The organism is Spirulina sp. CCY15215, assembly GCF_016888125.1.
Classification (GTDB): Bacteria; Cyanobacteriota; Cyanobacteriia; order Cyanobacteriales; family Spirulinaceae; genus CCY15215.
Genome location: NZ_JACSWA010000489.1, coordinates 1 through 23,295, shown reverse-complemented (window position 1 = coordinate 23,295; position 23,295 = coordinate 1). Strand labels below are relative to the sequence as shown.

At 45.0% G+C, this 23,295-nt stretch carries 35 protein-coding genes and 1 pseudogene; 29 read left to right on the top strand and 7 right to left on the bottom strand.

All coding sequences use genetic code 11. From position 1 onward, the window contains the following. Window positions 1-11 precede the first annotated feature (11 nt). The 27 genes and pseudogenes from rpsS to prfA all read left to right on the top strand — a co-directional run bounded on the left by rpsS (window position 12) and on the right by prfA (window position 15,054). On the top strand, window positions 12-290 hold the full coding sequence (gene rpsS, locus JUI58_RS16550) for a 30S ribosomal protein S19 (protein WP_204104905.1): 279 nt from the start codon (window positions 12-14) through the stop codon (window positions 288-290). An 11-nt stretch (window positions 291-301) separates the two neighbouring features. Then, window positions 302-661 (top strand): 50S ribosomal protein L22, encoded by a 360-nt coding sequence (gene rplV, locus JUI58_RS16545; protein ID WP_204104904.1) that lies wholly within the window; start codon window positions 302-304, stop codon window positions 659-661. Between the two features lie 12 nt (window positions 662-673). Continuing rightward, the gene (rpsC, locus tag JUI58_RS16540; protein ID WP_204104903.1) at window positions 674-1,393 is read left to right on the top strand and encodes a 30S ribosomal protein S3; all 720 of its coding nucleotides are present in this window, start codon (window positions 674-676) and stop codon (window positions 1,391-1,393) included. Window positions 1,394-1,468: 75 nt separating this feature from the next. Further along, window positions 1,469-1,888, top strand: coding sequence for a 50S ribosomal protein L16 (rplP, locus tag JUI58_RS16535; RefSeq protein ID WP_204104902.1), 420 nt, complete (start codon window positions 1,469-1,471; stop codon window positions 1,886-1,888). Between the two features lie 34 nt (window positions 1,889-1,922). Next, window positions 1,923-2,120, top strand: a pseudogene (gene rpmC, locus JUI58_RS27805) (50S ribosomal protein L29); the annotation flags it as partial. Between the two features lie 121 nt (window positions 2,121-2,241). Further along, complete coding sequence (gene rpsQ, locus JUI58_RS16525) at window positions 2,242-2,496, top strand: 30S ribosomal protein S17 (protein ID WP_204104900.1); 255 nt, start codon at window positions 2,242-2,244, stop codon at window positions 2,494-2,496. 48 nt (window positions 2,497-2,544) lie between these two features. After that, on the top strand, window positions 2,545-2,913 hold the full coding sequence (gene rplN, locus JUI58_RS16520; RefSeq protein ID WP_204104899.1) for a 50S ribosomal protein L14: 369 nt from the start codon (window positions 2,545-2,547) through the stop codon (window positions 2,911-2,913). Beyond that, window positions 2,914-3,279, top strand: a complete 366-nt coding sequence (gene rplX / locus JUI58_RS16515; RefSeq protein WP_348539908.1) for a 50S ribosomal protein L24 — start codon at window positions 2,914-2,916, stop codon at window positions 3,277-3,279. A 28-nt stretch (window positions 3,280-3,307) separates the two neighbouring features. After that, window positions 3,308-3,853: a 50S ribosomal protein L5 gene (gene rplE / locus JUI58_RS16510; RefSeq protein WP_323224830.1), complete on the top strand. Its 546-nt coding sequence runs from the start codon at window positions 3,308-3,310 to the stop codon at window positions 3,851-3,853. A gap of 87 nt (window positions 3,854-3,940) precedes the next feature. Further along, a complete protein-coding gene (gene rpsH, locus JUI58_RS16505; protein ID WP_204104897.1) occupies window positions 3,941-4,342 on the top strand; it encodes a 30S ribosomal protein S8 in 402 nt (133 codons plus the stop codon). An 84-nt stretch (window positions 4,343-4,426) separates the two neighbouring features. Next, window positions 4,427-4,969 carry a 50S ribosomal protein L6 gene (rplF, locus tag JUI58_RS16500; RefSeq protein WP_204104896.1) on the top strand — a complete coding sequence of 181 codons (543 nt, stop codon included), beginning with the start codon at window positions 4,427-4,429 and terminating at the stop codon, window positions 4,967-4,969. A 3-nt stretch (window positions 4,970-4,972) separates the two neighbouring features. Continuing rightward, the gene (gene rplR / locus JUI58_RS16495) at window positions 4,973-5,335 is read left to right on the top strand and encodes a 50S ribosomal protein L18 (protein WP_204104895.1); all 363 of its coding nucleotides are present in this window, start codon (window positions 4,973-4,975) and stop codon (window positions 5,333-5,335) included. 35 nt (window positions 5,336-5,370) lie between these two features. Continuing rightward, complete coding sequence (gene rpsE, locus JUI58_RS16490; RefSeq protein ID WP_204104894.1) at window positions 5,371-5,898, top strand: 30S ribosomal protein S5; 528 nt, start codon at window positions 5,371-5,373, stop codon at window positions 5,896-5,898. 32 nt (window positions 5,899-5,930) lie between these two features. Then, window positions 5,931-6,374, top strand: a complete 444-nt coding sequence (gene rplO / locus JUI58_RS16485) for a 50S ribosomal protein L15 (protein WP_204104893.1) — start codon at window positions 5,931-5,933, stop codon at window positions 6,372-6,374. Between the two features lie 149 nt (window positions 6,375-6,523). Next, window positions 6,524-7,858 (top strand): preprotein translocase subunit SecY, encoded by a 1,335-nt coding sequence (secY, locus tag JUI58_RS16480; RefSeq protein WP_204104892.1) that lies wholly within the window; start codon window positions 6,524-6,526, stop codon window positions 7,856-7,858. Window positions 7,859-8,015: 157 nt separating this feature from the next. Next, entirely contained in the window at window positions 8,016-8,576 is a 561-nt protein-coding gene (locus JUI58_RS16475; protein ID WP_204104891.1) for an adenylate kinase, read from the top strand. Window positions 8,577-8,642: 66 nt separating this feature from the next. Next, window positions 8,643-8,867 carry a translation initiation factor IF-1 gene (gene infA / locus JUI58_RS16470; RefSeq protein WP_008191178.1) on the top strand — a complete coding sequence of 75 codons (225 nt, stop codon included), beginning with the start codon at window positions 8,643-8,645 and terminating at the stop codon, window positions 8,865-8,867. 100 nt (window positions 8,868-8,967) lie between these two features. Next, window positions 8,968-9,081 (top strand): 50S ribosomal protein L36, encoded by a 114-nt coding sequence (gene rpmJ / locus JUI58_RS16465; RefSeq protein WP_006618079.1) that lies wholly within the window; start codon window positions 8,968-8,970, stop codon window positions 9,079-9,081. A 274-nt stretch (window positions 9,082-9,355) separates the two neighbouring features. Further along, window positions 9,356-9,739, top strand: coding sequence for a 30S ribosomal protein S13 (gene rpsM / locus JUI58_RS16460; RefSeq protein ID WP_204104890.1), 384 nt, complete (start codon window positions 9,356-9,358; stop codon window positions 9,737-9,739). Between the two features lie 84 nt (window positions 9,740-9,823). Next, window positions 9,824-10,216, top strand: a complete 393-nt coding sequence (rpsK, locus tag JUI58_RS16455) for a 30S ribosomal protein S11 (protein ID WP_204104889.1) — start codon at window positions 9,824-9,826, stop codon at window positions 10,214-10,216. A 119-nt stretch (window positions 10,217-10,335) separates the two neighbouring features. Further along, complete coding sequence (locus JUI58_RS16450) at window positions 10,336-11,277, top strand: DNA-directed RNA polymerase subunit alpha (protein WP_204104888.1); 942 nt, start codon at window positions 10,336-10,338, stop codon at window positions 11,275-11,277. Window positions 11,278-11,296: 19 nt separating this feature from the next. After that, complete coding sequence (rplQ, locus tag JUI58_RS16445) at window positions 11,297-11,650, top strand: 50S ribosomal protein L17 (RefSeq protein WP_204104887.1); 354 nt, start codon at window positions 11,297-11,299, stop codon at window positions 11,648-11,650. 75 nt (window positions 11,651-11,725) lie between these two features. Continuing rightward, window positions 11,726-12,553 carry a tRNA pseudouridine(38-40) synthase TruA gene (truA, locus tag JUI58_RS16440; RefSeq protein ID WP_204104886.1) on the top strand — a complete coding sequence of 276 codons (828 nt, stop codon included), beginning with the start codon at window positions 11,726-11,728 and terminating at the stop codon, window positions 12,551-12,553. 15 nt (window positions 12,554-12,568) lie between these two features. Next, window positions 12,569-13,021, top strand: coding sequence for a 50S ribosomal protein L13 (rplM, locus tag JUI58_RS16435; RefSeq protein WP_204104885.1), 453 nt, complete (start codon window positions 12,569-12,571; stop codon window positions 13,019-13,021). Window positions 13,022-13,061: 40 nt separating this feature from the next. After that, entirely contained in the window at window positions 13,062-13,472 is a 411-nt protein-coding gene (gene rpsI / locus JUI58_RS16430) for a 30S ribosomal protein S9 (protein WP_204104884.1), read from the top strand. Between the two features lie 58 nt (window positions 13,473-13,530). Further along, window positions 13,531-13,788, top strand: coding sequence for a 50S ribosomal protein L31 (gene rpmE / locus JUI58_RS16425; protein WP_204104883.1), 258 nt, complete (start codon window positions 13,531-13,533; stop codon window positions 13,786-13,788). A 96-nt stretch (window positions 13,789-13,884) separates the two neighbouring features. After that, window positions 13,885-15,054, top strand: a complete 1,170-nt coding sequence (prfA, locus tag JUI58_RS16420) for a peptide chain release factor 1 (protein WP_204104882.1) — start codon at window positions 13,885-13,887, stop codon at window positions 15,052-15,054. Between the two features lie 54 nt (window positions 15,055-15,108). On the opposite strand, the gene JUI58_RS16415 is transcribed toward prfA, so the two are convergent. From JUI58_RS16415 to sufB, 7 genes are all read right to left on the bottom strand, one after another. Further along, complete coding sequence (locus JUI58_RS16415; protein ID WP_204104881.1) at window positions 15,109-16,002, bottom strand: alpha/beta hydrolase; 894 nt, start codon at window positions 16,000-16,002, stop codon at window positions 15,109-15,111. A gap of 55 nt (window positions 16,003-16,057) precedes the next feature. Continuing rightward, a complete protein-coding gene (locus JUI58_RS16410; protein ID WP_239121527.1) occupies window positions 16,058-16,378 on the bottom strand; it encodes a DUF3288 family protein in 321 nt (106 codons plus the stop codon). 29 nt (window positions 16,379-16,407) lie between these two features. Further along, window positions 16,408-16,563 (bottom strand): hypothetical protein, encoded by a 156-nt coding sequence (locus JUI58_RS16405; protein WP_204104880.1) that lies wholly within the window; start codon window positions 16,561-16,563, stop codon window positions 16,408-16,410. A 228-nt stretch (window positions 16,564-16,791) separates the two neighbouring features. Further along, window positions 16,792-18,054, bottom strand: a complete 1,263-nt coding sequence (locus JUI58_RS16400; protein WP_204104879.1) for a SufS family cysteine desulfurase — start codon at window positions 18,052-18,054, stop codon at window positions 16,792-16,794. A 94-nt stretch (window positions 18,055-18,148) separates the two neighbouring features. Further along, window positions 18,149-19,528 carry a Fe-S cluster assembly protein SufD gene (gene sufD / locus JUI58_RS16395; protein WP_204104878.1) on the bottom strand — a complete coding sequence of 460 codons (1,380 nt, stop codon included), beginning with the start codon at window positions 19,526-19,528 and terminating at the stop codon, window positions 18,149-18,151. Beyond that, window positions 19,528-20,316, bottom strand: coding sequence for a Fe-S cluster assembly ATPase SufC (sufC, locus tag JUI58_RS16390; RefSeq protein WP_204104877.1), 789 nt, complete (start codon window positions 20,314-20,316; stop codon window positions 19,528-19,530). Before sufC ends, sufD begins: the two co-directional genes overlap by 1 nt. A gap of 75 nt (window positions 20,317-20,391) precedes the next feature. Further along, entirely contained in the window at window positions 20,392-21,834 is a 1,443-nt protein-coding gene (gene sufB / locus JUI58_RS16385) for a Fe-S cluster assembly protein SufB (protein ID WP_204104876.1), read from the bottom strand. A 159-nt stretch (window positions 21,835-21,993) separates the two neighbouring features. Between sufB and sufR the strand changes: the two genes are divergently transcribed. Both sufR and JUI58_RS16375 read left to right on the top strand, forming a co-directional pair. Beyond that, on the top strand, window positions 21,994-22,653 hold the full coding sequence (gene sufR, locus JUI58_RS16380; protein ID WP_204104875.1) for an iron-sulfur cluster biosynthesis transcriptional regulator SufR: 660 nt from the start codon (window positions 21,994-21,996) through the stop codon (window positions 22,651-22,653). 103 nt (window positions 22,654-22,756) lie between these two features. Continuing rightward, window positions 22,757-23,047: an addiction module protein gene (locus JUI58_RS16375; protein ID WP_204104874.1), complete on the top strand. Its 291-nt coding sequence runs from the start codon at window positions 22,757-22,759 to the stop codon at window positions 23,045-23,047. The last annotated feature ends 248 nt before the right edge of the window (window positions 23,048-23,295 follow it).

Genomic DNA, 23,295 nt, shown 5'->3' with positions numbered 1-23,295 from the left:
TCAAACAATCTATGAGTCGTTCATTAAAAAAAGGTCCATTCATTGCCGATAGCCTGCTATCGAAAATTGAAAAAATGAATGCCAAAGGCGAAAAACGAGTCATTAAAACATGGTCTCGCGCCTCAACGGTTCTGCCTCAGATGGTGGGTCACACCATCGCCGTCCATAACGGCAGGCAGCACATTCCGGTCTACGTTAACGAGCAAATGGTCGGTCATAAACTGGGGGAATTTGCCCCTACTCGGACCTTCCGGGGTCATTCCAAAAGTGATAAAAAAGCCAGAAGATAAAGGGAAAAACGATGGCAATCGATTTATCAGAAGAAGTCAAAGCAACAGCCCGCTATATCCGGATGTCCCCCCACAAAGTGCGACGGGTTCTGGATCAAATTCGCGGGCGCTCCTATCGAGAAGCCTTAATTATTCTCGAATTTATGCCCTATCGAGCCTGCGATCCAATCTTAAAAGCCCTGCGATCGGCTGCCGCTAACGCCGAACACAATAACGGCTACGATCGCACCAGCTTAGTGGTCAGTACCGCCTTCGCCGATATGGGTCCCAAACTCAAGCGGTTTCGCCCCAGAGCGCAAGGCCGGGCCTATCAAATCCAAAAGCCGACTTGTCATATCACCATTGCCGTCGCATCGAAACTAGAAGCATAAGAGGACAAATTCGTGGGACAGAAGATTCATCCAACTGGTTTTCGCTTAGGAATTACCAAAGAGCATCGTTCTTGCTGGTATGCCGACAATAAGCGCTACCCAGAACTCCTCCAAGAAGATCGTAAAATTCGCACCTACGTTCAAGATAATCTCAGTAACGCGGGAATTTCTGACGTAAGAATCGAACGCAAAGCCGATCAAGTTGATTTAGAGATTCACACCGCCCGTCCAGGGGTCGTCGTCGGTCGCGGCGGTAGCGGTATTGAGTCTCTACGCACGGGTTTGCAAAACTTCCTCGGGGGAAATCGTCAAATTCGCGTCAACGTCATCGAAGTTTCTCGCGTAGATGCCGATGCCGTCCTAATTGGCGAATATATTGCCCAACAACTCGAACGGCGGGTTTCCTTCCGGCGAGTCGTCCGTCAAGCCATTCAGAGGGCGCAACGGGCAGAAGTCAAGGGCATCAAGATTCAAGTTAGCGGTCGTCTCAACGGCGCAGAAATTGCCCGCACGGAATGGACACGGGAAGGTCGAGTTCCCCTCCATACCCTCAGAGCCGATGTTGACTATGCCTACCGTACTGCTAAAACCATCTACGGCATTTTAGGAATTAAAGTTTGGGTATTCAAAGGCGAAATCATCCCCGGTCAAGAGGATATTTCCCAAGAACCCCCGGCAACAACTCCTCGCCGTCAGCGTCGTCGCCAACAATTTGAAGATCGTTCGGAGTAGGTCATTGGTAATAAATTGGTAATCGGCTCACTCCCAGTTACCCATTACCCATCACCCATTAACCATTAGCAAATCATGTTAAGTCCCAGAAGAACAAAATTTCGCAAACAGCAACGCGGGCGAATGAGAGGGTTAGCCAAGGGAGGTACTACCTTTAACTTTGGTGATTATGCCCTGCAAGCCATTGAACCTTGCTGGATTACCTCGCGGCAAATCGAAGCTGCACGACGCGCCATGACCCGTTACATTCGTCGGGGTGGAAAAATTTGGGTTTGCGTTTTCCCCGATAAACCCGTGACCATGCGTCCGGCAGAAACTCGCATGGGTTCTGGGAAAGGCTCTCCTGAATATTGGGTTGCAGTCGTCAAACCAGGGCGGATCATGTTTGAAATGTCTGGTGTTTCTGAAGAAATTGCTCGAGAAGCCATGCGCCTCGCAGCCCAAAAACTGCCCATTAAAACCAAATTTATCATTCGACCTCAAATTGACGAATGATGAGCAACTTAAAATTCATTCATCCTTCTAAATAATGGCTCTATCTAAAGTTGCAGATGCCAGAGAATTCAGTGATGAAGCACTGGCAGCAGAAATTCTAACCGCCAAACGAAAACTTTTTCAACTCCGTTTGGAAAAAGCAACAGGGCGGTTAGAAACGACCCATAATTTCAAACACACTCGGCGTTGGATCGCTCAACTCCTAACCGTTGAACGAGAACGAGAACTCGCAGCAGAGGAAGAATCTGTATCTGAGGAAACGTCATCGGAAACGTCATCTACTGTGGAAACTTCGACCGTAGAAGAAGCGATCGCCGAAACAGAACCCGTAACTGAAGAGGAGTAAATCAACTGTGGCAACAAAAGAACGAGTGGGTGTCGTGGTGAGCAACAAAATGGATAAAACCGTTGTAGTTGCCATTGAAAACCGCTCCCCTCATCTCAAATACGGAAAAATTCTCGTCAATACCAAGAAATATAAGGCTCACGACGAGGAGAATAAATGCAATGAAGGCGATCGCGTCCGCATTCGCGAAACCCGTCCTTTAAGTCGTACCAAGCGCTGGATGGTTGCCGAAATTCTGGAAACCAGCCAAAAGAGCAATTAGCGTTTAATTGATAATTGATAATTGATAATTGTTCATTGAAAAACAGCCATGATTCAACAACAAACCTATCTCAATGTTGCCGATAATAGCGGCGCTCGCAAACTGATGTGTTTGCGGGTCTTGGGTGCCGGAAACCGAGATACTGGCGGCATCGGCGATCGCATTGTCGCAGTAGTTAAAGATGCCATTCCCAACCAAGGGGTGAAAAAGTCCGATATCGTGACTGCCGTAATTGTGCGAACCCGTCATGCTATCCGGCGATCGAGTGGTATGGTCATTCGCTTTGACGATAACGCGGCGGTGATTATCAACCCCGACGGCAACCCTAGAGGCACCCGCGTCTTCGGTCCCGTCGCCCGAGAACTGCGGGACAGAAACTACACCAAAATTGTCTCTCTCGCACCGGAGGTACTCTAAATGGCTAACCAAATCGCCACGAAAACTGGCTCTAAAGCCCCCAAACGTTACAAAATGCACGTCAAGACCGGGGATACCGTGCAGGTCATTTCTGGGCGGGATAAAGGCAAAGTCGGCGAAATCGTCAAAACTATTCCCAAATTGAGCAAAGTTGTCGTGCAAGGGGTCAACGTCAGGACAAAGCACGTCAAACCCCGTCAAGAAGGTGAGTCGGGCAGAATTGAAACTTTTGAAGCCCCCATTCACAGTTCCAATGTCATGCTCTATTCCAGCAAAGAAAAAGTCGCCAGTCGCATTTCCTACACCTTTACGGAAGACGGACGCAAAGTCAGAATGCTCAAAAAAACTGGCGAAATCATCGATTAAATTTCGTTACTCATTACTCGTTACAGTCGTGGTACAACGCTTAAAAACTCTCTACCAAGAAACAATTGTTCCCAAATTAACGGAACAGTTCAATTACGAGAATATCCATCAAGTCCCCAAAGTGACCAAAGTATCGGTCAACCGAGGTTTAGGGGAAGCATCACAAAATGCTAAAGCCCTCGAATCTTCCCTGGCTGAATTGGCAACCATTACCGGACAAAAACCTGTAGTGACGCGGGCGAAGCAGGCGATCGCCGGCTTTAAAATTCGCCAAGGAATGCCCGTCGGGATCATGGTGACATTGCGCCAAGAACGGATGTATGCTTTTCTCGATCGCCTGATCAACTTTTCCCTGCCTCGCATTCGCGACTTTCGCGGCGTGAGTCCCAAAAGTTTTGACGGACGAGGAAACTACAGCCTGGGGGTGCGGGAACAATTGATTTTTCCAGAAATTGATTACGACAGCATCGATCAAATTCGCGGTATGGATATTGCCATCATTACCACCGCCAACACAGACGAAGAAGGACGCGCCCTACTCAAAGAAATGGGAATGCCCTTCCGCAAACAATAGGGATAAAACCGACACGAGACGATGAAAATTCGCTCGTACCTAGGAATTTGAATCCTAGGCTAAACCGCAAGGAGGAAAAAAGCACGCATGGCGTCCAACGACACGATCTCCGATATGCTAACTCGCATCCGCAATTCCGGTGCGGTTCGGCATCCAACCACCCACGTTCCCTCAACCAAAATGACCCGCAACATCGCTCGAGTCCTCAAATATGAAGGATTCATCGCGGAGTTTGAAGAAGTGGGAGAGGGAATCAAAAAAGAATTAGTTTTGTCCCTGAAATATACGGGCAAGAATCGCAAGCCCATTATTACCACCCTTAAGCGGGTCAGCAAACCCGGTTTGCGAGTTTATAAAAATCGCAAAGAACTCCCTCGAGTTTTAGGAGGAATTGGTATTGCCATTATTTCCACCGATCGCGGCATCATGACCGATCGCGAGGCGCGGAAACAAGGGTTAGGTGGCGAAATTCTTTGCTACGTCTGGTAGAAATTTTGCCAGGAACTTTCATTAGCAATGTCTCGAAAGCAATGTCTCGAAGGTCTTGCTTGTTTGATAAGGAGTAATTGATTTATGTCTCGCATTGGCAAACGCCCGATAGAGATTCCCAAAGGCGTAACCGTGAATATTGAAGGGCGGCACGTCAGTGTTAAAGGTCCAAAAGGACAACTCGAACGCACGCTTCCAGAAACTTCGATAATCGCCCAAAACAACGGCATTATCGAAGTTCAGCGCCAAAGCGACTCAAGAGTTGCCCGTCAGCGTCATGGTTTGTGCCGCACCTTGGTGGCCAATATGGTGGAAGGGGTATCTAAGGGTTACGAAAAACGCTTGAGTATTATTGGTATTGGCTATCGATCGCAAGTCCAGGGAACCACTCTGGTTCTCAACGTCGGTTATAGCAAACCCGTCGAAATTGCAGCCTCAGAAGGCATTAAATTTGAGGTGGCCGAAAAAGGTCTTGAAGTGATTGTTAGCGGCATTAACAAAGAAATTGTTGGTAATGTCGCCGCCAAAATTCGAGCCGTGCGTCCTCCTGAAGTTTACAAAGGCAAAGGCATTCGTTATAAAGGCGAATACGTCAGACGGAAAGCAGGTAAGGCAGGGAAAAAATAAACTATGAAACTCACTCGAAAAGAATCTCTTCAGCGTCGTCATCGGCGCTTGCGGAAAAAAATAAGCGGAACCGCCGATCGCCCTCGGTTGGCTGTTTTTCGCTCTAACAGTCACATCTACGTTCAGGCGATCGATGATGTCTCGCAAAATACAGTAGCGGCGGCTTCCACGGTTGACAAGGAATTAAAAGGTAAACTGGATTCCCAAGCAACTTGTGCAGCCTCCATCGCCGTTGGTAAATTAGTTGCCGATCGCCTACAAGCAAAAGGCATTAAAACCGTCGTCTTCGATCGCGGGGGAAATCTCTATCACGGTCGAGTCAAAGCTCTTGCCGATGCTGCCCGAGAAGCAGGACTAGAATTTTAAAAAGGCAATAGAGGAAAAATTCATCCTTTAAAAATATGGCAAAGACTAACAAAAAGAAGAAAAATAACCGCACCAAGAAAGAAGAAGCCTTCCAAGAACGGGTAATTCAAATCCGTCGGGTTTCTAAAGTCGTCAAAGGCGGTAAAAAACTCAGTTTTCGGGCGATCGTCGTCGTTGGCAACGAAAAAGGTAAAGTTGGCGTTGGCGTTGGTAAAGCCGCCGATGTCATTGGAGCCGTCCGCAAAGGGGTTGCTGATGGGAAAAAGAAACTTATTGATGTTTCTCTCACCAAAGCTAACTCTATCGTTCATCCCACCAATGGAGCCGCCGGAGGCGCAAAAGTGATGATGCGTCCAGCCGCCCCCGGTACGGGAGTAATTGCGGGGGGAGCCGTGCGTACTGTTCTTGAATTAGCAGGGGTGCAGAATATTCTCGCCAAACAACTCGGTTCTAATAACCCTCTCAACAACGCACGGGCTGCCGTTGATGCCTTAGAAACCTTGCGAACCTTTAAAGATGTCGCTCGAGAACGGGACATCTCCCTCGAACAACTCTTTGCTTAACGCGAGTTAACCAATAACCAATCAGCAAAATTATGAGACTACACGATCTAAAACCCAAAAAAGGCTCAAAAACCCGCCCTCGTCGAGTAGGACGAGGCATTGCTGCCGGACAGGGCGCAAGTTGTGGTTTTGGGATGCGCGGACAAAAATCGCGATCGGGGACGGGAACAAAACCAGGTTTTGAAGGGGGACAAATGCCCCTGTATCGGCGCGTTCCCAAGTTGAAACACTTTACGGTTATCAATCCCAAGCATTACACCATTGTTAATGTTCGCAGTCTAGCTGACCTTGCGGCCAATAGCGAAGTGACTTTGGAATCTCTCCTTGAAGTGGGAATTCTGACCCAAAACGACGGACCGTTAAAAATCCTCGGGGATGGGGAATTAAATGTCGCTCTTACCGTGAAAGCGGCTGCTTTGACTGCCAGTGCCAAAGAAAAAATTCAAGGGGCTGGAGGAACTTGGGAAATTGTTTGAATCCTCAAGCAAGTCAATATTTGGACTGTTTAAGAATCCCACGACAACGGACAAAAGGCAGTCGTGGGAGTGTTAGGTAAGATAAAAATATATGCCATCAAAACAACAATTTAACGATTGTATTTTCAAATTCAATGAGGTAAACCTTTATGGTTGTCAGCCGAGATAAAACACCAACGGCTCAAGAAACTTTTGCTCAAATGGCACAAGCAGCAGGCTTAAGAGGACGATTGCTCGTTACTCTAGGTCTGCTGATTTTGGTTCGCTTGGGCGTTTATATTCCTATTCCGGGCATCGATCGCGCCAAATTTTTGGAAGATATCGGCAATAGTCCCTTAATTGGCTTTTTAGATGTTTTCTCTGGAGGCGGTCTTTCCGCCTTGGGGATTTTTGCCTTGGGGATTTTGCCCTTTATTAATGCGTCGATTATCATGCAGCTTTTAACGGCTGCTCTGCCTTCTTTAGAAAACTTACAGAAAAATGAAGGAGAAGCAGGACGACGCAAAATTTCCCAAATTACTCGTTATGTAACGGTAGGTTGGGCGAGTCTGCAAAGCATCATGTTAGCAACTTGGATTCAGAGTTTTGCTCTTGAACCGGGACCTGTATTTTTTGTGGAAACAGTGCTGGCTTTTACAGCAGGCTCTATGTTTGTGATGTGGGTATCGGAATTGATTACCGAACGCGGTATCGGTAATGGTGCTTCTTTATTGATTTTCGTCAATATTGTTGCTGTTCTGCCCACTATTTTAGGCAATACCATTGATGTTGCTCAACAAGGCGGACGAGAAGAGATTGCCAAGGTGATTATTCTTTTATTAGCCTTTTTGATGATGATCGTGGGGATTGTCTTTGTGCAAGAGGGTAGCCGACGCATTCCTATTATTTCTGCTCGTCGGCAAGTCGGACGCAGGTTGTATCGCGAACGCTCCAATTATCTGCCCTTACGTTTGAATCAAGGTGGGGTCATGCCGATTATTTTTGCATCGGCGATGCTCTTTTTACCCGCTTCTTTGGCTCAGTTTACTCAAGGGAAAGAGGGGTTTTTAGGGCAACTGCATGAAGGCTTAAATCAATTCTCCAATTACATCAGTATCAATGGACCGACCCCTTGGGCTTATGTGTTGGTTTTCTTTACGTTGATTGTCTTTTTTAGCTATTTCTATGCTTCCTTAATTGTCAATCCCGTGGATATGTCCCAAAACTTGAAAAAAATGGGATCGAGTATTCCGGGAATTCGCCCAGGGAAAGCCACTAGCGAATATTTAGAACGAACGATCAATCGTTTAACTTTCTTGGGGGCAATGTTTTTAGGAATTGTCTCGACGGTACCGACGGCAGTGGAAAGCCTACTGGGGATTCAAACCTTGAGAGGATTGGGTGCAACATCCTTGCTTATTTTAGTTGGGGTGGCGATCGATACTGCCAAGCAGATTCAAACCTATGTCATTTCTCAACGCTATGAAGGCATGGTGAAACAGTAATTTGTTGTGGGTTATGGGTTGGTAATTAACTTACCCATTAGCGGGCAAGATGCCCGCACCACCATAACAATACTTATGGTAGTGGGAGCGTCTCGCTCCCTAACTGCGTAATTCCTAACCAGTAATCCTTAACGATCGCCAATTACCAAATAACAAAATGACTTATCAATTGATTTTTTTGGGACCCCCAGGAGCGGGAAAAGGCACTCAGGCTCAACTGTTAGCAGAAACAGTGAATATTCCCCATATTTCCACGGGGGATATTTTACGAGGTGCGATCGCCAATAATACCCCCTTGGGTCAACAGGCCAAATCCTACATGGATAAAGGCGATCTGGTTCCCGATGCTCTTGTTTCTGACTTGGTACGAGAGCGTTTGCAGGAACCTGATGCCGAAAAAGGCTGGATCTTGGATGGGTTTCCGCGCACCGTAGAACAAGCCGCTTTTCTCGATCGCCTCTTGTCTCAAGGCCAGGAGAATTCCTTACGGGTTCTCAATTTAGAGGTCCCCGAACAAGTATTGATCGATCGCTTAATGGCCAGGGGTCGCTCTCAAGACGATAACCTCGAAACCATTCGCAATCGCTTGGTCGTTTACCAGCAAAAAACAGCACCTCTGATCGATTACTACCAAAAACAAGGTAATTTACACTCCGTCAATGGCGATCGCGAACTCGAAGAAATTCGCACGGCATTACAAGCAATCCTTGAAATATAAAGGGTTTCCAGTAAATTATTGCTACGATTAATCACAGAAACAAACAATGAATAGGATAGGAGTAAATTGGCTAAACAAGACTTAATTGAAATGGAGGGAACCGTAACTGAATCGCTTCCCAATGCCATGTTCCGGGTCGATCTGGATAATGGCTTTAACGTTTTGGCACATATTTCCGGCAAAATCCGCCGGAACTATATCAAAATCCTGCCAGGCGATCGCGTCAAAGTCGAACTGACCCCCTACGACTTAACCAAGGGACGAATTACCTATCGCCTGCGGAAAAAATAATCCGGCGTTGAACTTATTTTACCAATTATTGCTTTTAGGCTTGCTAAAGTTCGCAATTATTGATATAATTAGAAGCTTGCAGTATGGCCAAAAAATAGGCATGAAAGTTAGAGCATCAGTCAAAAAAATTTGTGAAAAATGCCGCGTCATTCGCAGGCGCGGCCGAGTCATGGTGATTTGTTCTAACCCCAAACATAAACAAAGACAGGGATAGAACGCTCGAATTGCCCCTAGTTCTCATCTTGTTATTCTAGTCTTGCCCTGCAAGATTTGCCAAACAAGATGCAGCCAGGCAAAACTCGTGGTTCTGACCATGACCGCTCAAAGCCCATAAGGAGCTTATAAAGAGCCTATAAAGAGCCTATAAAGAGCCCATAAAGAGCTAAAAGACCGTTCCGGCAAAACTAGGTCACAAAACTAGGTCATTCGAGTCGAAACTCTTTCGGGCATTTTCGATATTCTCATTTTACGGAGCAGCAGAAAGAACCGTGGCACGGATAGCAGGGATAGATCTTCCTCGAAACAAGCGCGTTGAAATTGGACTGACTTATATTTATGGGATCGGCTTGTCACGTTCTCAAGCAATATTAAGCAAAACAGGAATCAACCCCGATACTCGAGTCAAGGATCTCAGTGACGAAGACGTAACCGCCTTACGTTCATTCATTGAAGCCAATTATCAAATCGAAGGGGATTTGAGACGGCTGGAGAACATGAGTATCAAGCGGCTGATCGATATTGGTACCTATAGAGGTCGCCGTCACCGCCAGGGATTACCCCTGCGAGGGCAGCGAACTCGCACCAATGCCCGTACTCGTAGGGGTAAGCGCACGGCGATCGCCGGCAAGAAAAAGGCAAGTTCTAAGAAATAATTGCATTACTCATGACCCATTAACTCATGACCCATTACCCCATTACCTCATTACCCATTACCTATTACCTAATTACCCGATAACATGGCACGACCGACAAAAAAAGGCGGAGCGAAAAAAACAAAACGGAATGTCCCCAACGGAATCGCTCATATCACTTCCACATTTAACAATACAATCGTCACGATTTCCGATGCCAAAGGCGATGTCATTTCTTGGGCTTCTTCAGGATCGAGCGGCTTCAAAGGCGCAAAAAAAGGAACTCCCTTCGCGGCTCAAACAGCTGCCGACAGTGCAGCACGACGGGCAATGGAGCAGGGAATGCGCCAATTAGAAGTGATGGTAAGCGGTCCTGGAGCCGGACGAGAAACGGCGATTCGTGCTTTGCAAGCCTCGGGCATGGAAATTACGTTAATTCGAGACGTGACTCCCATTCCCCATAACGGCTGTCGTCCACCCAAACGTCGTCGAGTCTAGTGCCAGGATCGCGTTGGCAATTGCCGACAGGTCGAGGGGATAGAGCAAGTAAACCTGGCCATCTCTCGACTTCAGTTTAGAGTCCAAGGGACAACGACAAACAGGAGAGGTAACAGGCCGTGGCGCAATTTCAAATTGAATGCGTTGATTCCAAAACGCATAAAAATCAAAGCCAATATAGCAAATTTATCCTCGAACCCTTAGAACGAGGACAAGGAACGACTGTTGGCAATGCTCTGCGGCGAGTTTTGCTGGCCAACTTAGAAGGAGCCGCCGCAACCGCCGTTCGTATTGCCGGAGTTAATCACGAATTCGATACAATTCCAGGGGTTCGGGAGGATGTGCTAGAAATCCTTCTAAATATGAAGGAAATTGCTTTTCAGAGCTTTGCGACAACTCCTCAAATTGGAAGATTGGTAGCAAACCAACCGGGAACAGTAACAGCCGCACAATTCGATCTGCCTTCGGAAGTCCAAATCGTCGATCGCAATCAGTATATTGCGACCTTAGCAGAAGGGGCGCGACTGGAGATGGAGTTTCGCATTGAGCGAGGGAAAGGCTATCGTGCTGTCGATCGCGGCAGAGACGAAATTGCTTCCCTGGATTTCCTCCAAATCGATGCTGTTTTCATGCCCGTCAGCAAAGTGAATTATGCCGTCGAAGATACGATTCTCGATGGTGCAATTCCCAAAGATCGCTTGATTCTCGACATTTGGACGAACGGAACGATCAAACCCGAAGAAGCACTTTCCCAGGCGGCGGGAATTGTGGTGGAACTGTTTAATCCCCTCAAGGATTTAACCCTCGAGTCTATTCAAGAAGACGAACAGGACAACGAAGATCCCACCAGTCAAATTCCCATCGAAGAGCTACATCTCTCGGTACGGGCATATAACTGTCTCAAGCGGGCGCAGATTAACTCCGTTGCGGATTTACTCGATTACTCTCAAGAAGATCTTTTAGAAATCAAAAATTTCGGTCAAAAGTCGGCGGAAGAAGTAATTGAGGCACTCCAACAACGGTTGGGAATCACGCTACCCCTAGAAAAAGCCAAAAGTTAACACCCAATAAACAAGAACAATGCGCCATCAATGTCGCGTCCCCCGATTGGGGAGACCTGCCGATCAGAGAAAAGCCTTGTTGCGATCGCTGGCAACAGAACTGATCCGGAACGGCCAAATTAAAACCACTAAAGCCAGAGCCAAAGCCGTGCGATCGCAGGTCGATCGCATGATTACCTTGGCTAAAGATGGTTCTCTATCCGCCCGTCGGCGTGCTTTGAGCTATCTTTATGATAAAACCCTCGTCAAAGCCCTATTTGATGAGGTAGGCGATCGCTATAGCGATCGCGATGGGGGCTATACCCGCGTTGTGCGGACGATTCGCCGTCGGGGTGATAATGCGGAAATGGCTATTATCGAGTTAGTAGATTAACAACAGAAGAATGGGGAAAAGAATGAATGACATTACTGATTTTTCCCTGAATTTGTTGTTACTCAACTCATGGTTATGTCAAGGTTAAGTCCCAAACCGGAAAGTAAGCGTATCGCCCTTGTCATTCAGTATCTAGGGACGCATTTTCATGGCTGGCAGCGACAACCTGAAGGGCGTACCGTGCAGGCAGAAATTGAGGAGGCGATCGCGCGAGTGAGCGGCGATCGCGTCACCATTCGCGGCGCAGGACGTACCGATAGCGGCGTTCATGGTGCAGCACAGGTTGCCCACTTTAATGTCACCAGTCCGATTCCTGCCTGTAAATGGGCGACAATTCTCAATAACAACTTGCCCGAGGATATTCTCATCCGAGCCTCTGCCGAAGTTGCTCCAGATTGGCACGCTTGCTTTTCCGCCCGATGGCGGCGCTATCGCTATATTTTTTACACGGATAAGCGTCCCAACCTGTTTATTAAGCCCTTTTGTTGGCACTACTATCAACTGCCTCTCGATGAAACTCTGATGCAGCAGGCACTCGACCCCCTTTTGGGACGACACCATTTAGCTGCTTTTCGCCGAGCCGGATCTGACAGAAAACACTCTTGGGTTAACGTTCAAGCGGTAGAATGTCAAAGGGATGGCGCTTTACTGCGTATTGAGATTCAAGCTGACGGATTTTTATACGGCATGGTAAGGCTGTTAGTGGGACTGTTAGTAGAAGTTGGCAACGGGACGCGATCGCTGGAAAATTTTACCGATATTTGGGTCAACCAACGACGAGAATTAGTCAAATATTCGGCTCCAGCCAAGGGTTTATGCCTGCTGAGAGTCGGTTATGATGAGTTTCCCTTTACCAAAGAAATTTGGTATGACACTCAGCCCACCTTTATTGTCAATCATTAAACCTACAAACTGATCGTGGAAAAAACAATTTTACCGATTCAAGACACCCTAGAGAGAAAATGGTACGTCATCGATGCCGCCGACCAACGTTTGGGGCGGTTGGCGACGGAAGTGGCGAACATCTTGCGGGGGAAAAATAAACCGACTTTTACTCCCCACATGGACACGGGAGATTTTGTCGTTATTATCAATGCGGAAAAAGTCGTCGTGACGGGGAAAAAGCCCAGTCAAAAACTGTATCGTCGTCACTCTGGTAGACCAGGGGGGATGAAGGTGGAAACATTCAATCAACTGCAAGGGCGCATTCCCGAACGCATCATTGAAAAGGCCGTGAAAGGAATGCTGCCGAAAAATTCTTTGGGTCGCAAACTCTTTACAAAATTGAATGTTTATGCAGGTCCCAATCATAAACAACAGGCTCAAAAACCTGAAATCCTCACCCTAAATACCATACCCAAAACTCGTTAATCATTAACGATTTGTTCATTTTTAATAAGGAAGATTATTCATGTCTGAAGACATCAACGATAAAGTTGTGTATTGGGGAACGGGACGGCGCAAAAATGCGGTGGCTCGAGTGCGTCTCGTTCCTGGCGACGGTAAAATTGTGGTCAATAAAAGACCAGGGGATAATTACTTTAATTACAATCCCAAATATTTAGCCTCAATTAAAGCGCCCTTGGGAACATTGGGCATGGAAAATGAGTACGATGTTCTCGTGAATGCTCATGGGGGAGGGTTAACCGGACAGGCAGAAGCGGTAAAATTAGGGGTTGCTAGAGCCTTGTGTCAACTAGATCCGGCGAATCGCCAACCTTTGAAAATTGAAGGTTATTTAACCCGCGATCCGCGAGCCAAAGAACGCAAAAAATATGGATTGAAAAAAGCGCGTAAGGCTCCTCAATACTCCAAGCGTTAAGCAATTATTACCCAGTTTTTGTTAAAATTATCATCAAGAAATAGGAGAGCGATCGCAAATGCCCAAACCAGGTATTCATCCCGAATGGTATCCCGAAGCAAAGGTCATCTGTAACGGCGAAGTTGTCGCGACAGTTGGTTCGACCAAGCCAGAAATTAATGTAGAAATTTGGTCGGGAAATCATCCTTTTTACACCGGGACTCAGAAAATTATTGACGCAGAAGGTCGGGTCGAACGCTTTATGCGTAAGTTTGGTATGCTCGATACCAGTGCAGAAACTCAAGCTGAGACTGAAGCTGAAGCCGAAGAAAAATAGCTGCAATTTTGCTTGTATTAACCCAGCAGAAAATCTGCTGGGTTAATTGCGTTTTTGTACTTCTATTTCTTTGGTTTTTTATTGTGGAGAAGCATCATGGCTGAATCTTATTTACTGGATAAATTAAAATCCGTCGAACAAACATTTAATGAATTATCTCTTCGTCTTGCAGATCCCGATGTCGTAACCAATCCCGATGAGTTGCAAAAAGTTGCAAAAGCGCGGGCTTCTCTGGAGGAAACGGTTAACACTTACGACATTTGGAAAAAAGCACAAGAAGAATTGCTGGGTTCTCAAGAAATTCTCAAAGAAGCTAAGGAAATTTTGAAAGAAGCCAAGCAAAAAGCCCAAGAAGAAGCAGGGAATGCTCAAGAAACTCTCAAAGAAGAGGTCAGTGATGCTCGCGAGATGCAGTCAATGGCTACTTTGGAAATTAAGGAGTTAGAGCAGCAAATTGTTGAGTTAGAAGAACAATTAAAAATCTTGTTGCTTCCTAGCGATCCCAATGATGATAAAAATATCATGCTGGAAATTCGTGCTGGGACGGGAGGAGATGAAGCCGGAATTTGGGCTGGGGATTTAGTGAATATCTATTCTCGCTATTCTGAGTCTCAAGGCTGGAAAATTTCGCTTTTAAGTGAATCTTTGGCCGAGCAGGGGGGATTTAAGGAAGCTGTTTTGGAAATCCAAGGCGATCGCGTTTATAGTAAGTTGAAGTTTGAAGCGGGAGTGCATCGGGTGCAGCGCGTCCCTGCAACGGAAGCCGGGGGACGGGTTCATACTTCTACTGCAACCGTGGCAATTATGCCGGAAGTGGATGATGTGGAAATTCATATCGATCCTAAAGATATCGAAATGTCTACGGCACGATCTGGGGGTGCAGGGGGACAAAATGTGAACAAAGTTGAGACAGCAGTGGATTTGATGCACAAGCCTACGGGGATTCGGGTTTTTTGTACTGAAGAGCGATCGCAGTTACAAAACAGAGAGCGTGCTATGCAGATTCTACGTGCTAAGTTATATGATATTAAATTGCAAGAACAAAAGGATGCTGTTACGGATCTGCGGCGATCGCAGGTGGGGACGGGATCGCGATCGGAAAAAATTCGCACTTACAATTACAAAGATAACCGAGTCACGGATCACCGTTTGGGTCAAAATTTCACTTTAAATAGTGCTTTAACCGGGGATATTGATATCATTATCCAAGCCTGTATCTCTCAGGATCAGCAGCAACGTTTGGAATACTTGGCTAATAATACTTAAGGTAAAAATGGGGTAGAAAGAGATTCGCGATCGCTTGGTGGACAGAAGAAAATTTTATGAGTATCCCTTGATAATTTGGGCAAGTTTTTGTTGGAATTCTGCATATTTTTCCCAACTGACAAAGGCACTATAAATACATTGGTTGTTGCGATCGCCTAAAAAAATGTGCTGCAATTGATTGAGGGGATTTTTCCAAGTTTTTAGGGTAATTTCTTCGGGAAAATTAGCGGCAATTCTGGCGCGGGTAAAGTCTCGCGGATGAGCATCAAAGACTCCAGGAATATGTCTCAATTGTTGAATTAATTCAACTTTTAGGGTTAATTTAGGAGGAGCAGTTAGGAGAGGATTTAACCAAAATTCTTGCACGATTGGAACTAAATTAGGATGATTTTTTAGTTCGGGATGAGAGATGGGAATAGTAATAAATTTAGCACGATCGCATTGTGTCGAACCGATAACTACTGTACCATCGCTTCCTCCGTCAATATCTCCTGCGATCGCAAGGGTGGGAATTTCTCGAGCAATTTCTTCGACCATTTCCCGCCGATTTATGCTTAAATCTTTAGCGATACCCAGCCCTATTAAAGAAATATCTAACAAGTACCCTAAATCAGAGCCACCAATGGGAGAAGCGACTAAAATTAAGGAATGAACCCGCGATCGCCATTCGGGATGTCTATGCAGCAATTCTACCCAAATTAACCCCCCCATAGAGTGACCAATAATGCGCCAAGGAGTATTAGGATATTTTTGTAAAGTGGCGATCGCAATATCTTCAACTTTTTGAATGAGGGGTTCAATTCTCCACCAAGTTTTGAACCATCCCAAATTCGGTGCTATAATCCCTTCTGAAGGTGCAAGGGATTGAGCTAAAGATTGAATGGGTTGATTTGTATCTGCCCAGCCATGTTGAGCAAATAAAATGAATAATGGATGATTGTTACTCATTCTCTCTTCCCCATTGATAATTGATAACTAATTGATAACTAATTGATAACTCAATTTAGCTCCAATCTTGCTTTTCTTCGCCATCGGGAGTGCGTCGATAGATATTTCCTTGACTATGAATCTCTCGCGATAAAGCAAATAACTCTTCTTCAGTTAAGCCCCAATCTTGTAGAATGCGATCGAGTTCCTGTTGTAGTGGTCTTGCACCTGGAAAGTTATGATAGCGAATGCGAAGACGTGCCAATTCAACGATATTATAATCGTTGCGTTCTTTTTTGATTTTTTCAACCACGAACATATCCAATTTTTCTCGGGGATGTCTTTGCTCCAAATTCGTCATGGCGATCGGCAAGAATATATTAATATTTAGGTTCATATCTTCCTAAATATAGCCGATCGCCAGATTTATTGAGACACCCAAGTGGCGATCGCGCGATCGTAAGCCTGTTTGTCCTCAGTTTTGGCTTTACTGAGACAGTCTGCATGAATGCACTTTAAACCCTCAATATAGTCGAGATCGCCAGCATAAAGCGGGTTACGGCGAATTGATGCAATTAGCATCAATTGAGTGAGAAGAGGGAGCTTTTGGAATGTGTCGAAACGGTACTGCACGGGAAACATAGTCACAAGAAGAGCTAGTATTTGAGTCGAGTAATATCAACCTACTAATCTTGCTTCTGAATTTCCGGACAAAATGACAATAAAAATAACTCGTTTTTTCCTTTTAAAACGAATTTTGAGAGACTTTTATAGTGACAATTAATAAACTGTCACTATAGAAAAATCAAACTATTCTGCAACACTTTTAAAGAAATCAATTGTATCTTTTAAAGCAATAACAAAGCGATCAATTTCGTCGCGGGTATTGTAAAAATATAAACTCGATCGCGCACTTCCCGTCACCCCTAAAATGCGATGTAAGGGCTGGGTGCAATGGTGTCCAGAACGAATCGCAACCCCTTCATGGTCTAATAGGGTAGAAAGGTCGCTGGCGTTTAATCCTGCCACATTAAATGCCGCTAATGCAGCCCTACCTTTACCCTCGCGATCGGGTTTGGGTCCATAGGTTCGTAAATTGGGAAATTCTGCTAGTTTTTTAAACAAATATGCCGTTAATTCTTCTTCATAAGCGTGGATATTTCCCATGCCAATACCTGAAAGATAATCCACTGCTGCACCCAAGGCGATCGCCTCTCCAATGGCTGGGGTTCCTGCTTCAAATTTATGGGGTAATTCCGCACAAGTAAAACTATCTAAAAATACATCTTGAATCATCTCTCCTCCTCCTAAAAAAGGCGGCATTGATTCCAATAAATCTAGTTTTCCATAGAGAAATCCAATTCCTGTCGGGGCGCACATTTTATGTCCCGAAGCCACCAGCCAATCGCAGTCCATTGCTTGCACATTAATGGGTAAATGTGGTACACTTTGGCAAGCATCAATGAGAACTTTTGCCTCGTATTGATGGGCAAGTTTAATGATTTCTTCTACAGGGTTAATACAACCTAAAGTATTAGAAACATGAACAACTGATACTAATTTTGTTCGTTCCGAAAGCAAGGTTTTATATTGTTCGAGATCGAATTCTTCTGTTTCTGTGAGTTGAACGTGCTTGAGAATTGCCCCTGTTTTTTGTGCTACAATTTGCCAGGGAATTAAATTACTGTGATGTTCCATAACAGAAACAATAATTTCATCCCCTGGTTTTAACGTATTTAAACCCCAACTATAGGCCACTAAATTAATTGCTTCTGTGGCATTGCGCGTATAAACAATTTCATTGCGCGATCGCGCTTTTATAAAGCCAGCAACCTTATCTCGCGCCCCCTCATAAGCATCGGTAGCTTCTGCACTTAATGCGTGCGCCCCTCGATGAACATTAGCATTAATTTGCTCGTAATAATCCCGCAAAACATTTAAAACCGCGTGAGGTTTTTGGGAAGTTGCAGCACTATCAAAATAAATTAAGCGCTTTTCATAGACATCTCGCGATAGAATAGGGAAGTCAACACGAAGGCGATCGCCGAGGGTTTTTTCTTGCAGTAGAGTCATTTCAATCAGCAATGAATAATGGACAATGAACAGTTAAAATCCCCCCGTCCTCCGGACACCCTCCTTATTAAGGGGGGTAGGGGGAATCGAACAACTAAAATGTGCGACAAGCGATACATTGAGCAAGATTTTTTTGCAGTGAAGGAATGGGAATGCGATCGAGGACTTCTGCTGCAAAAGCATCTAAGAGTAAATTCCTCGCATTATCGAGATTAATGCCGCGACTTTGTAGGTAAAAAAGTTCATCTGTGTCAATTTGACTGACAGTAGCACCGTGGGTACATTTAACATTATCTGCTGTAATTTGTAGCTGGGGTTTAGTATCTACCCGTGCTTTTGGAGACAGCAGTAAATTGCGATTTAATTGGGCAGCATTGGTTAATTGGGCATTTTGAGGAACGAAGACTTTACCATCAAAAATGATGTGGGCTTTATCATCTGCAATACACTTATGTAGTTGATCCGTTGTCCCGTGGGGATGATCGAGAAAAATAGCACTGTGGGTATCAGAAATTTGTTCCTTGGCGATCGCCGTCAAACCATTCAAAAAAGTTTCCGTTTGTTCCCCTTTCTGCCAAACTCCTAAGTTATGGCGAGACACTTTTCCCCCGCAAGAAATGGCATTACAAGTGTAGTGACTGTTGCGTTTTTGAGAGACTGCTGTTTTGCCAATGTGAAAGCCATCTCCCGATTCTCGCTGGTTGCGAGTATGATTGATGCGGGCATTATCTTGCACGAAAACTTCCGTCATGGAGTTGGTAAAATAAGGGCGATCGCTGGACATATCGGGACAGTTTTCCTGAATCACCCCATAATGTTCGATGACCTGTAAACTCGCCCCTGTTTCGGCGACAATTAAGCCTCTCGGTTGACAAAAAGTGGGAGTTGTTTCTGGGTTTGTGAGGAAGAGAATATGAATTGGGGTTTCAACAATAACATTTCGTTTAGCCCAGGCGATCGCCACATCAGGAAATCCTGCCGTATTGAGGGCGGTAAAAACTTCTTTTTCCCCATCTTGATGCACGATATATTTCATCGCATCGTAACTATCTTCCAGGGGAAGCTGAGTTAAATTGCCCGCAAATACCCCTTCCGGTAATGCAGAAGTATCGGACAATTCTGGCGCATAAATGCCATTAATAAAAACAATGCGACTGTGGGAGGCTTCTGGGAGAATAAACTGCGCGATCGCCTTTTCATCTACTTTAACCGGTTGGGCTGGGGAAAACTCGATCGCCAATAATGCCGATAGATCCGTAAAGCGCCAATCTTCATCCCGTCGCGTCGGTAAATGCTGCCGAACTACATCATAAGCTGCTTTTTGGCGCAACTCTTGTAACCAGCCAGAAATCTCAGGATAAGTTCTAATCGTTTGTCCTTCGCTATGTCTTAAAAGTTTGCCCAAATATTCATTATGAGGGCGATCGCGATCGACTTGAAGCGAAGAACTACTTGTAGGAATTTCGACAACCATTACACTCCCACCTCCACTAATGCCTCGTTATCGAGAAAATCATAACCTTTCTCTTCTAATTCTAACGCCAATTCTTTTCCACCACTCATCAAAATTTTTCCCGTTTGCATGACGTGAATGTAGTCGGGTTCAATATAATTTAACAAACGCTGATAGTGGGTGATCATCACTGTTGCATTATCGGGATTTGCCAATTGATTGACTCCATTTGCAACAATTTTCAGGGCATCAATATCTAAACCCGAATCGGTTTCATCTAAAATCGCCAGAGAGGGTTCGAGAAGCGCCATTTGTAAGATTTCGTTGCGTTTCTTTTCGCCACCCGAAAATCCCTCATTAACGCTTCTTTCTAAGAAACTGGCATTCATTTTCACCACATCTAACTTTTCTGCAACTAAATCTTCAAAGTCAAAGGCATCTAATTCTTCTTGTCCTGAATGTTTGCGACGAGAATTATAAGCAACCCGTAGAAAATCTAAATTACTCACCCCTGGAATTTCGAGAGGATACTGGAAGGCGAGAAAAATGCCCTTTAATGCCCGTTCTTCCGGTTCAAGGTCTAAAATATTTTCTCCGTGGAAAATTATTTCCCCTGCGGTGATTTCATAGTCGGGATGACCTGCTAATATTTTCGCAAAAGTGCTTTTTCCCGAACCATTCCGTCCCATAATGGCATGGATTTCTCCGGCTTTCACTTCTAAATTAACCCCTTTGAGGATGGTTGTTCCCTCAACATTGGCGTTTAAATTGCGGACGGATAAAATAACTTTGCTGTTCTCTTTAATCATAGGTAATTAGGTTGGGAAAGGGAAAAGGGGGAAAATGCGATCGCATTGGGTGGGAGTATTACCCACCCGATCCAATTATCCCACAGTTCCTTCTAATTTCAGACTCAATAATTTGTCAGCCTCAGCCGCAAATTCCATCGGGAGTTGATTAAAAACATCTTTACAGAAGCCACTAATCAACATAGATATAGCATCTTCGGAACTAATTCCCCGTTGGGCAAAATAGAAGAGTTGATCTTCACCAATTTTAGAAGTAGAGGCTTCGTGTTCAACCTTGGCCGTGTTATTCTGCACCTGAATATAAGGGAAAGTATTCGCTTCAGCTTTATCCCCAATTAACATAGAATCGCATTGAGAGTAATTACGCGCCCCTTTTGCTTTTGCACCCATTTTCACTAAGCCGCGATAACTATTTTGAGAACCTCCGGCTGAGATGCCTTTGGAAATAATACGACTGCGGGTATTTTTACCAATATGCACCATCTTTGTCCCCGTGTCCGCCTGTTGTTTATTATTAGTCAGGGCGATGGAATAAAATTCTCCGACAGAATTATCTCCCACTAAAACACAACTGGGATACTTCCAAGTAATAGCAGACCCAGTTTCCACTTGAGTCCAAGAAATCTTCGAGTTTACCCCCTTACACAAGCCCCGTTTGGTAACAAAATTGTAAATACCTCCCTTGCCATTTTCGTCTCCTGCAAACCAATTCTGCACCGTAGAGTATTTAATGTCAGCATTATCAAGGGCTACCAGTTCCACGATCGCGGCATGAAGTTGATTGCTATCGTACATCGGCGCGGTACAGCCTTCAAGGTAGCTCACCGATGCCCCTTCTTCTGCGATAATTAAAGTGCGCTCAAATTGTCCCGTATCCCCATTATTAATCCGAAAATAGGTGGACAATTCCATCGGACAAGTTACGCCTTTGGGAATATAGACAAAAGACCCATCGCTAAAAACAGCAGAATTGAGGGACGCGAAAAAGTTATCTCCCGATGGGACAACAGTACCGAGATATTTTTGCACCAAGTCGGGATGTTCTTGTAATGCTTCGGAAATAGAGCAAAATATAACACCATCTTCGGCCAATTTTTCTTTAAAGGTAGTGCCGATGGAAACACTATCAAAAATAGCATCAACGGCAACATTACCGAGTCGCTTTTGTTCCGAGAGAGGAATCCCTAATTTTTCAAAGGTTTCGAGGAGGGCAGGATCGACATCATCAAGGCTATTAAGTTTTTCTTTACTTTGCTTGGGAGCAGAGTAATAAATGATATTCTGATAGTCAATGGGATTATAGCCAACGTGCGCCCAGTTCGGTTCTTCCATCTCCAACCAGTGTCGATAGGCTTTGAGGCGAAATTCAAGCATGAATTCCGGTTCATTCTTTTTCGAGGAAATCAAGCGAATGACATCTTCACTCAATCCCCGAGGGATACTATCGGTTTCGATATCGGTGATGAAACCGTATTTATAGGGCTGGTTGACGAGGGTTTTAACCGTGGTGGCGCTCATTGATGTTGGGTTCTCCTAGATATGCTCCGCTTGGCAGTGAGTTAAACAATAATTTGGTTGTTTAACTGATTATAGGCTACATTAACAACAAAGCTGTTGTCAAAGTCTGACACAAAATTTTTTATCTTTATTCTGTAGTCGCGATCGCCTGAGAAAATCATGACCGTAAGCCAGCATATTTCCACAAAGGAAGAAATCCTACAATATCTCCTCAAACAGGGTCAAGCAACGGCGCAGGAATTAGCCGAAGCCCTCACCATTAGTCCTCAAGCAACGCGACGGCATCTCAAGGATTTAGAAACGTCTGAGTTGATCGAGTATAAATCAGTACAAGCGGGAATGGGTCGCCCCCAGCATTACTATTCTCTCAGTCATCAAGGAAAAGAGCATTTTCCCCATCGTTACGGCGAGTTTACGGTATCATTTCTCGATACCTTGATAGAAACTGTAGGAGAGGAACAAGTTGGGGTAATATTTCGCAAACAGTGGGAAAGAAAAGCAGAGGAATATCGCGATCGCCTTGGCAAACAGTCTTTAAAGGAACGAATTGATACTTTAGTGAAGATTCGGCAAGAGGAAGGCTATATGGCAGAGTTACATCCGGTAATTGCTGAAAATGAGGAGAGAGATAATCAGAAAGAAGAGTATATTTTTGCCGAACATAATTGTGCAATTTCCGATGTAGCCGAGTCTTTTCCCACGGTTTGCGACCATGAATTAGAAATGTTTGAGGCAATCTTACCCGATTGTACAGTGGAACGAACCCACTGGATTAATGATGGGGAACATCGCTGCGGCTATTTGGTGCGATCGCGGTAGATCGACCTGCTACTCAATATTGAATGTTTTGCGATCGCTTGTTTGTTGAGTTTCGCAATGGTGAGGCTGTGAATTTAGAACGGTTGTCGATCGCGGATTTGTGGTGGGCTACCATTTAAGGGGATGCGATCGCTGTTTGAAAAGCGAGTATAATGAAAAATGGAGTTTAGCAGCGAAATCTATGGAAAGTTTACTTCCTAGAAATGTTTTAGAATTAAGTATTTCCGAACGAATTCAGTTAGTGCAAGATATTTGGGATAGTATTGCGATCGCCTCAGAAGAGGTGGAAATTACCGATAGTCAAAAACAAGAATTATTCCGGCGTTTGGAATTGTACGCAGAAAATCGCGATCGCTTTTCCAAATGGGAGGATTTTAAACAAAAATTTAAGTAATTGATTTTTCAGGAATAGAGTGACCTATCAAGTTTTACTTTCACCCGAAGCAGAGTTAGATTTAGAAGATGCTTATAACTGGTGTCAGGAACCTCAGCCTAAAGGCGTGAGGCTTGAAAGAGAAATCTAACAAGCCATTCTGACCAGACTCAGTACCCCGCGTACTACGTTATTTGGGTCACGACACCCTGGAATGCGAAGCTAGTTCCTCGCTCTGTCGTTAGCAGTTAAACAATTTTAAGGTCACT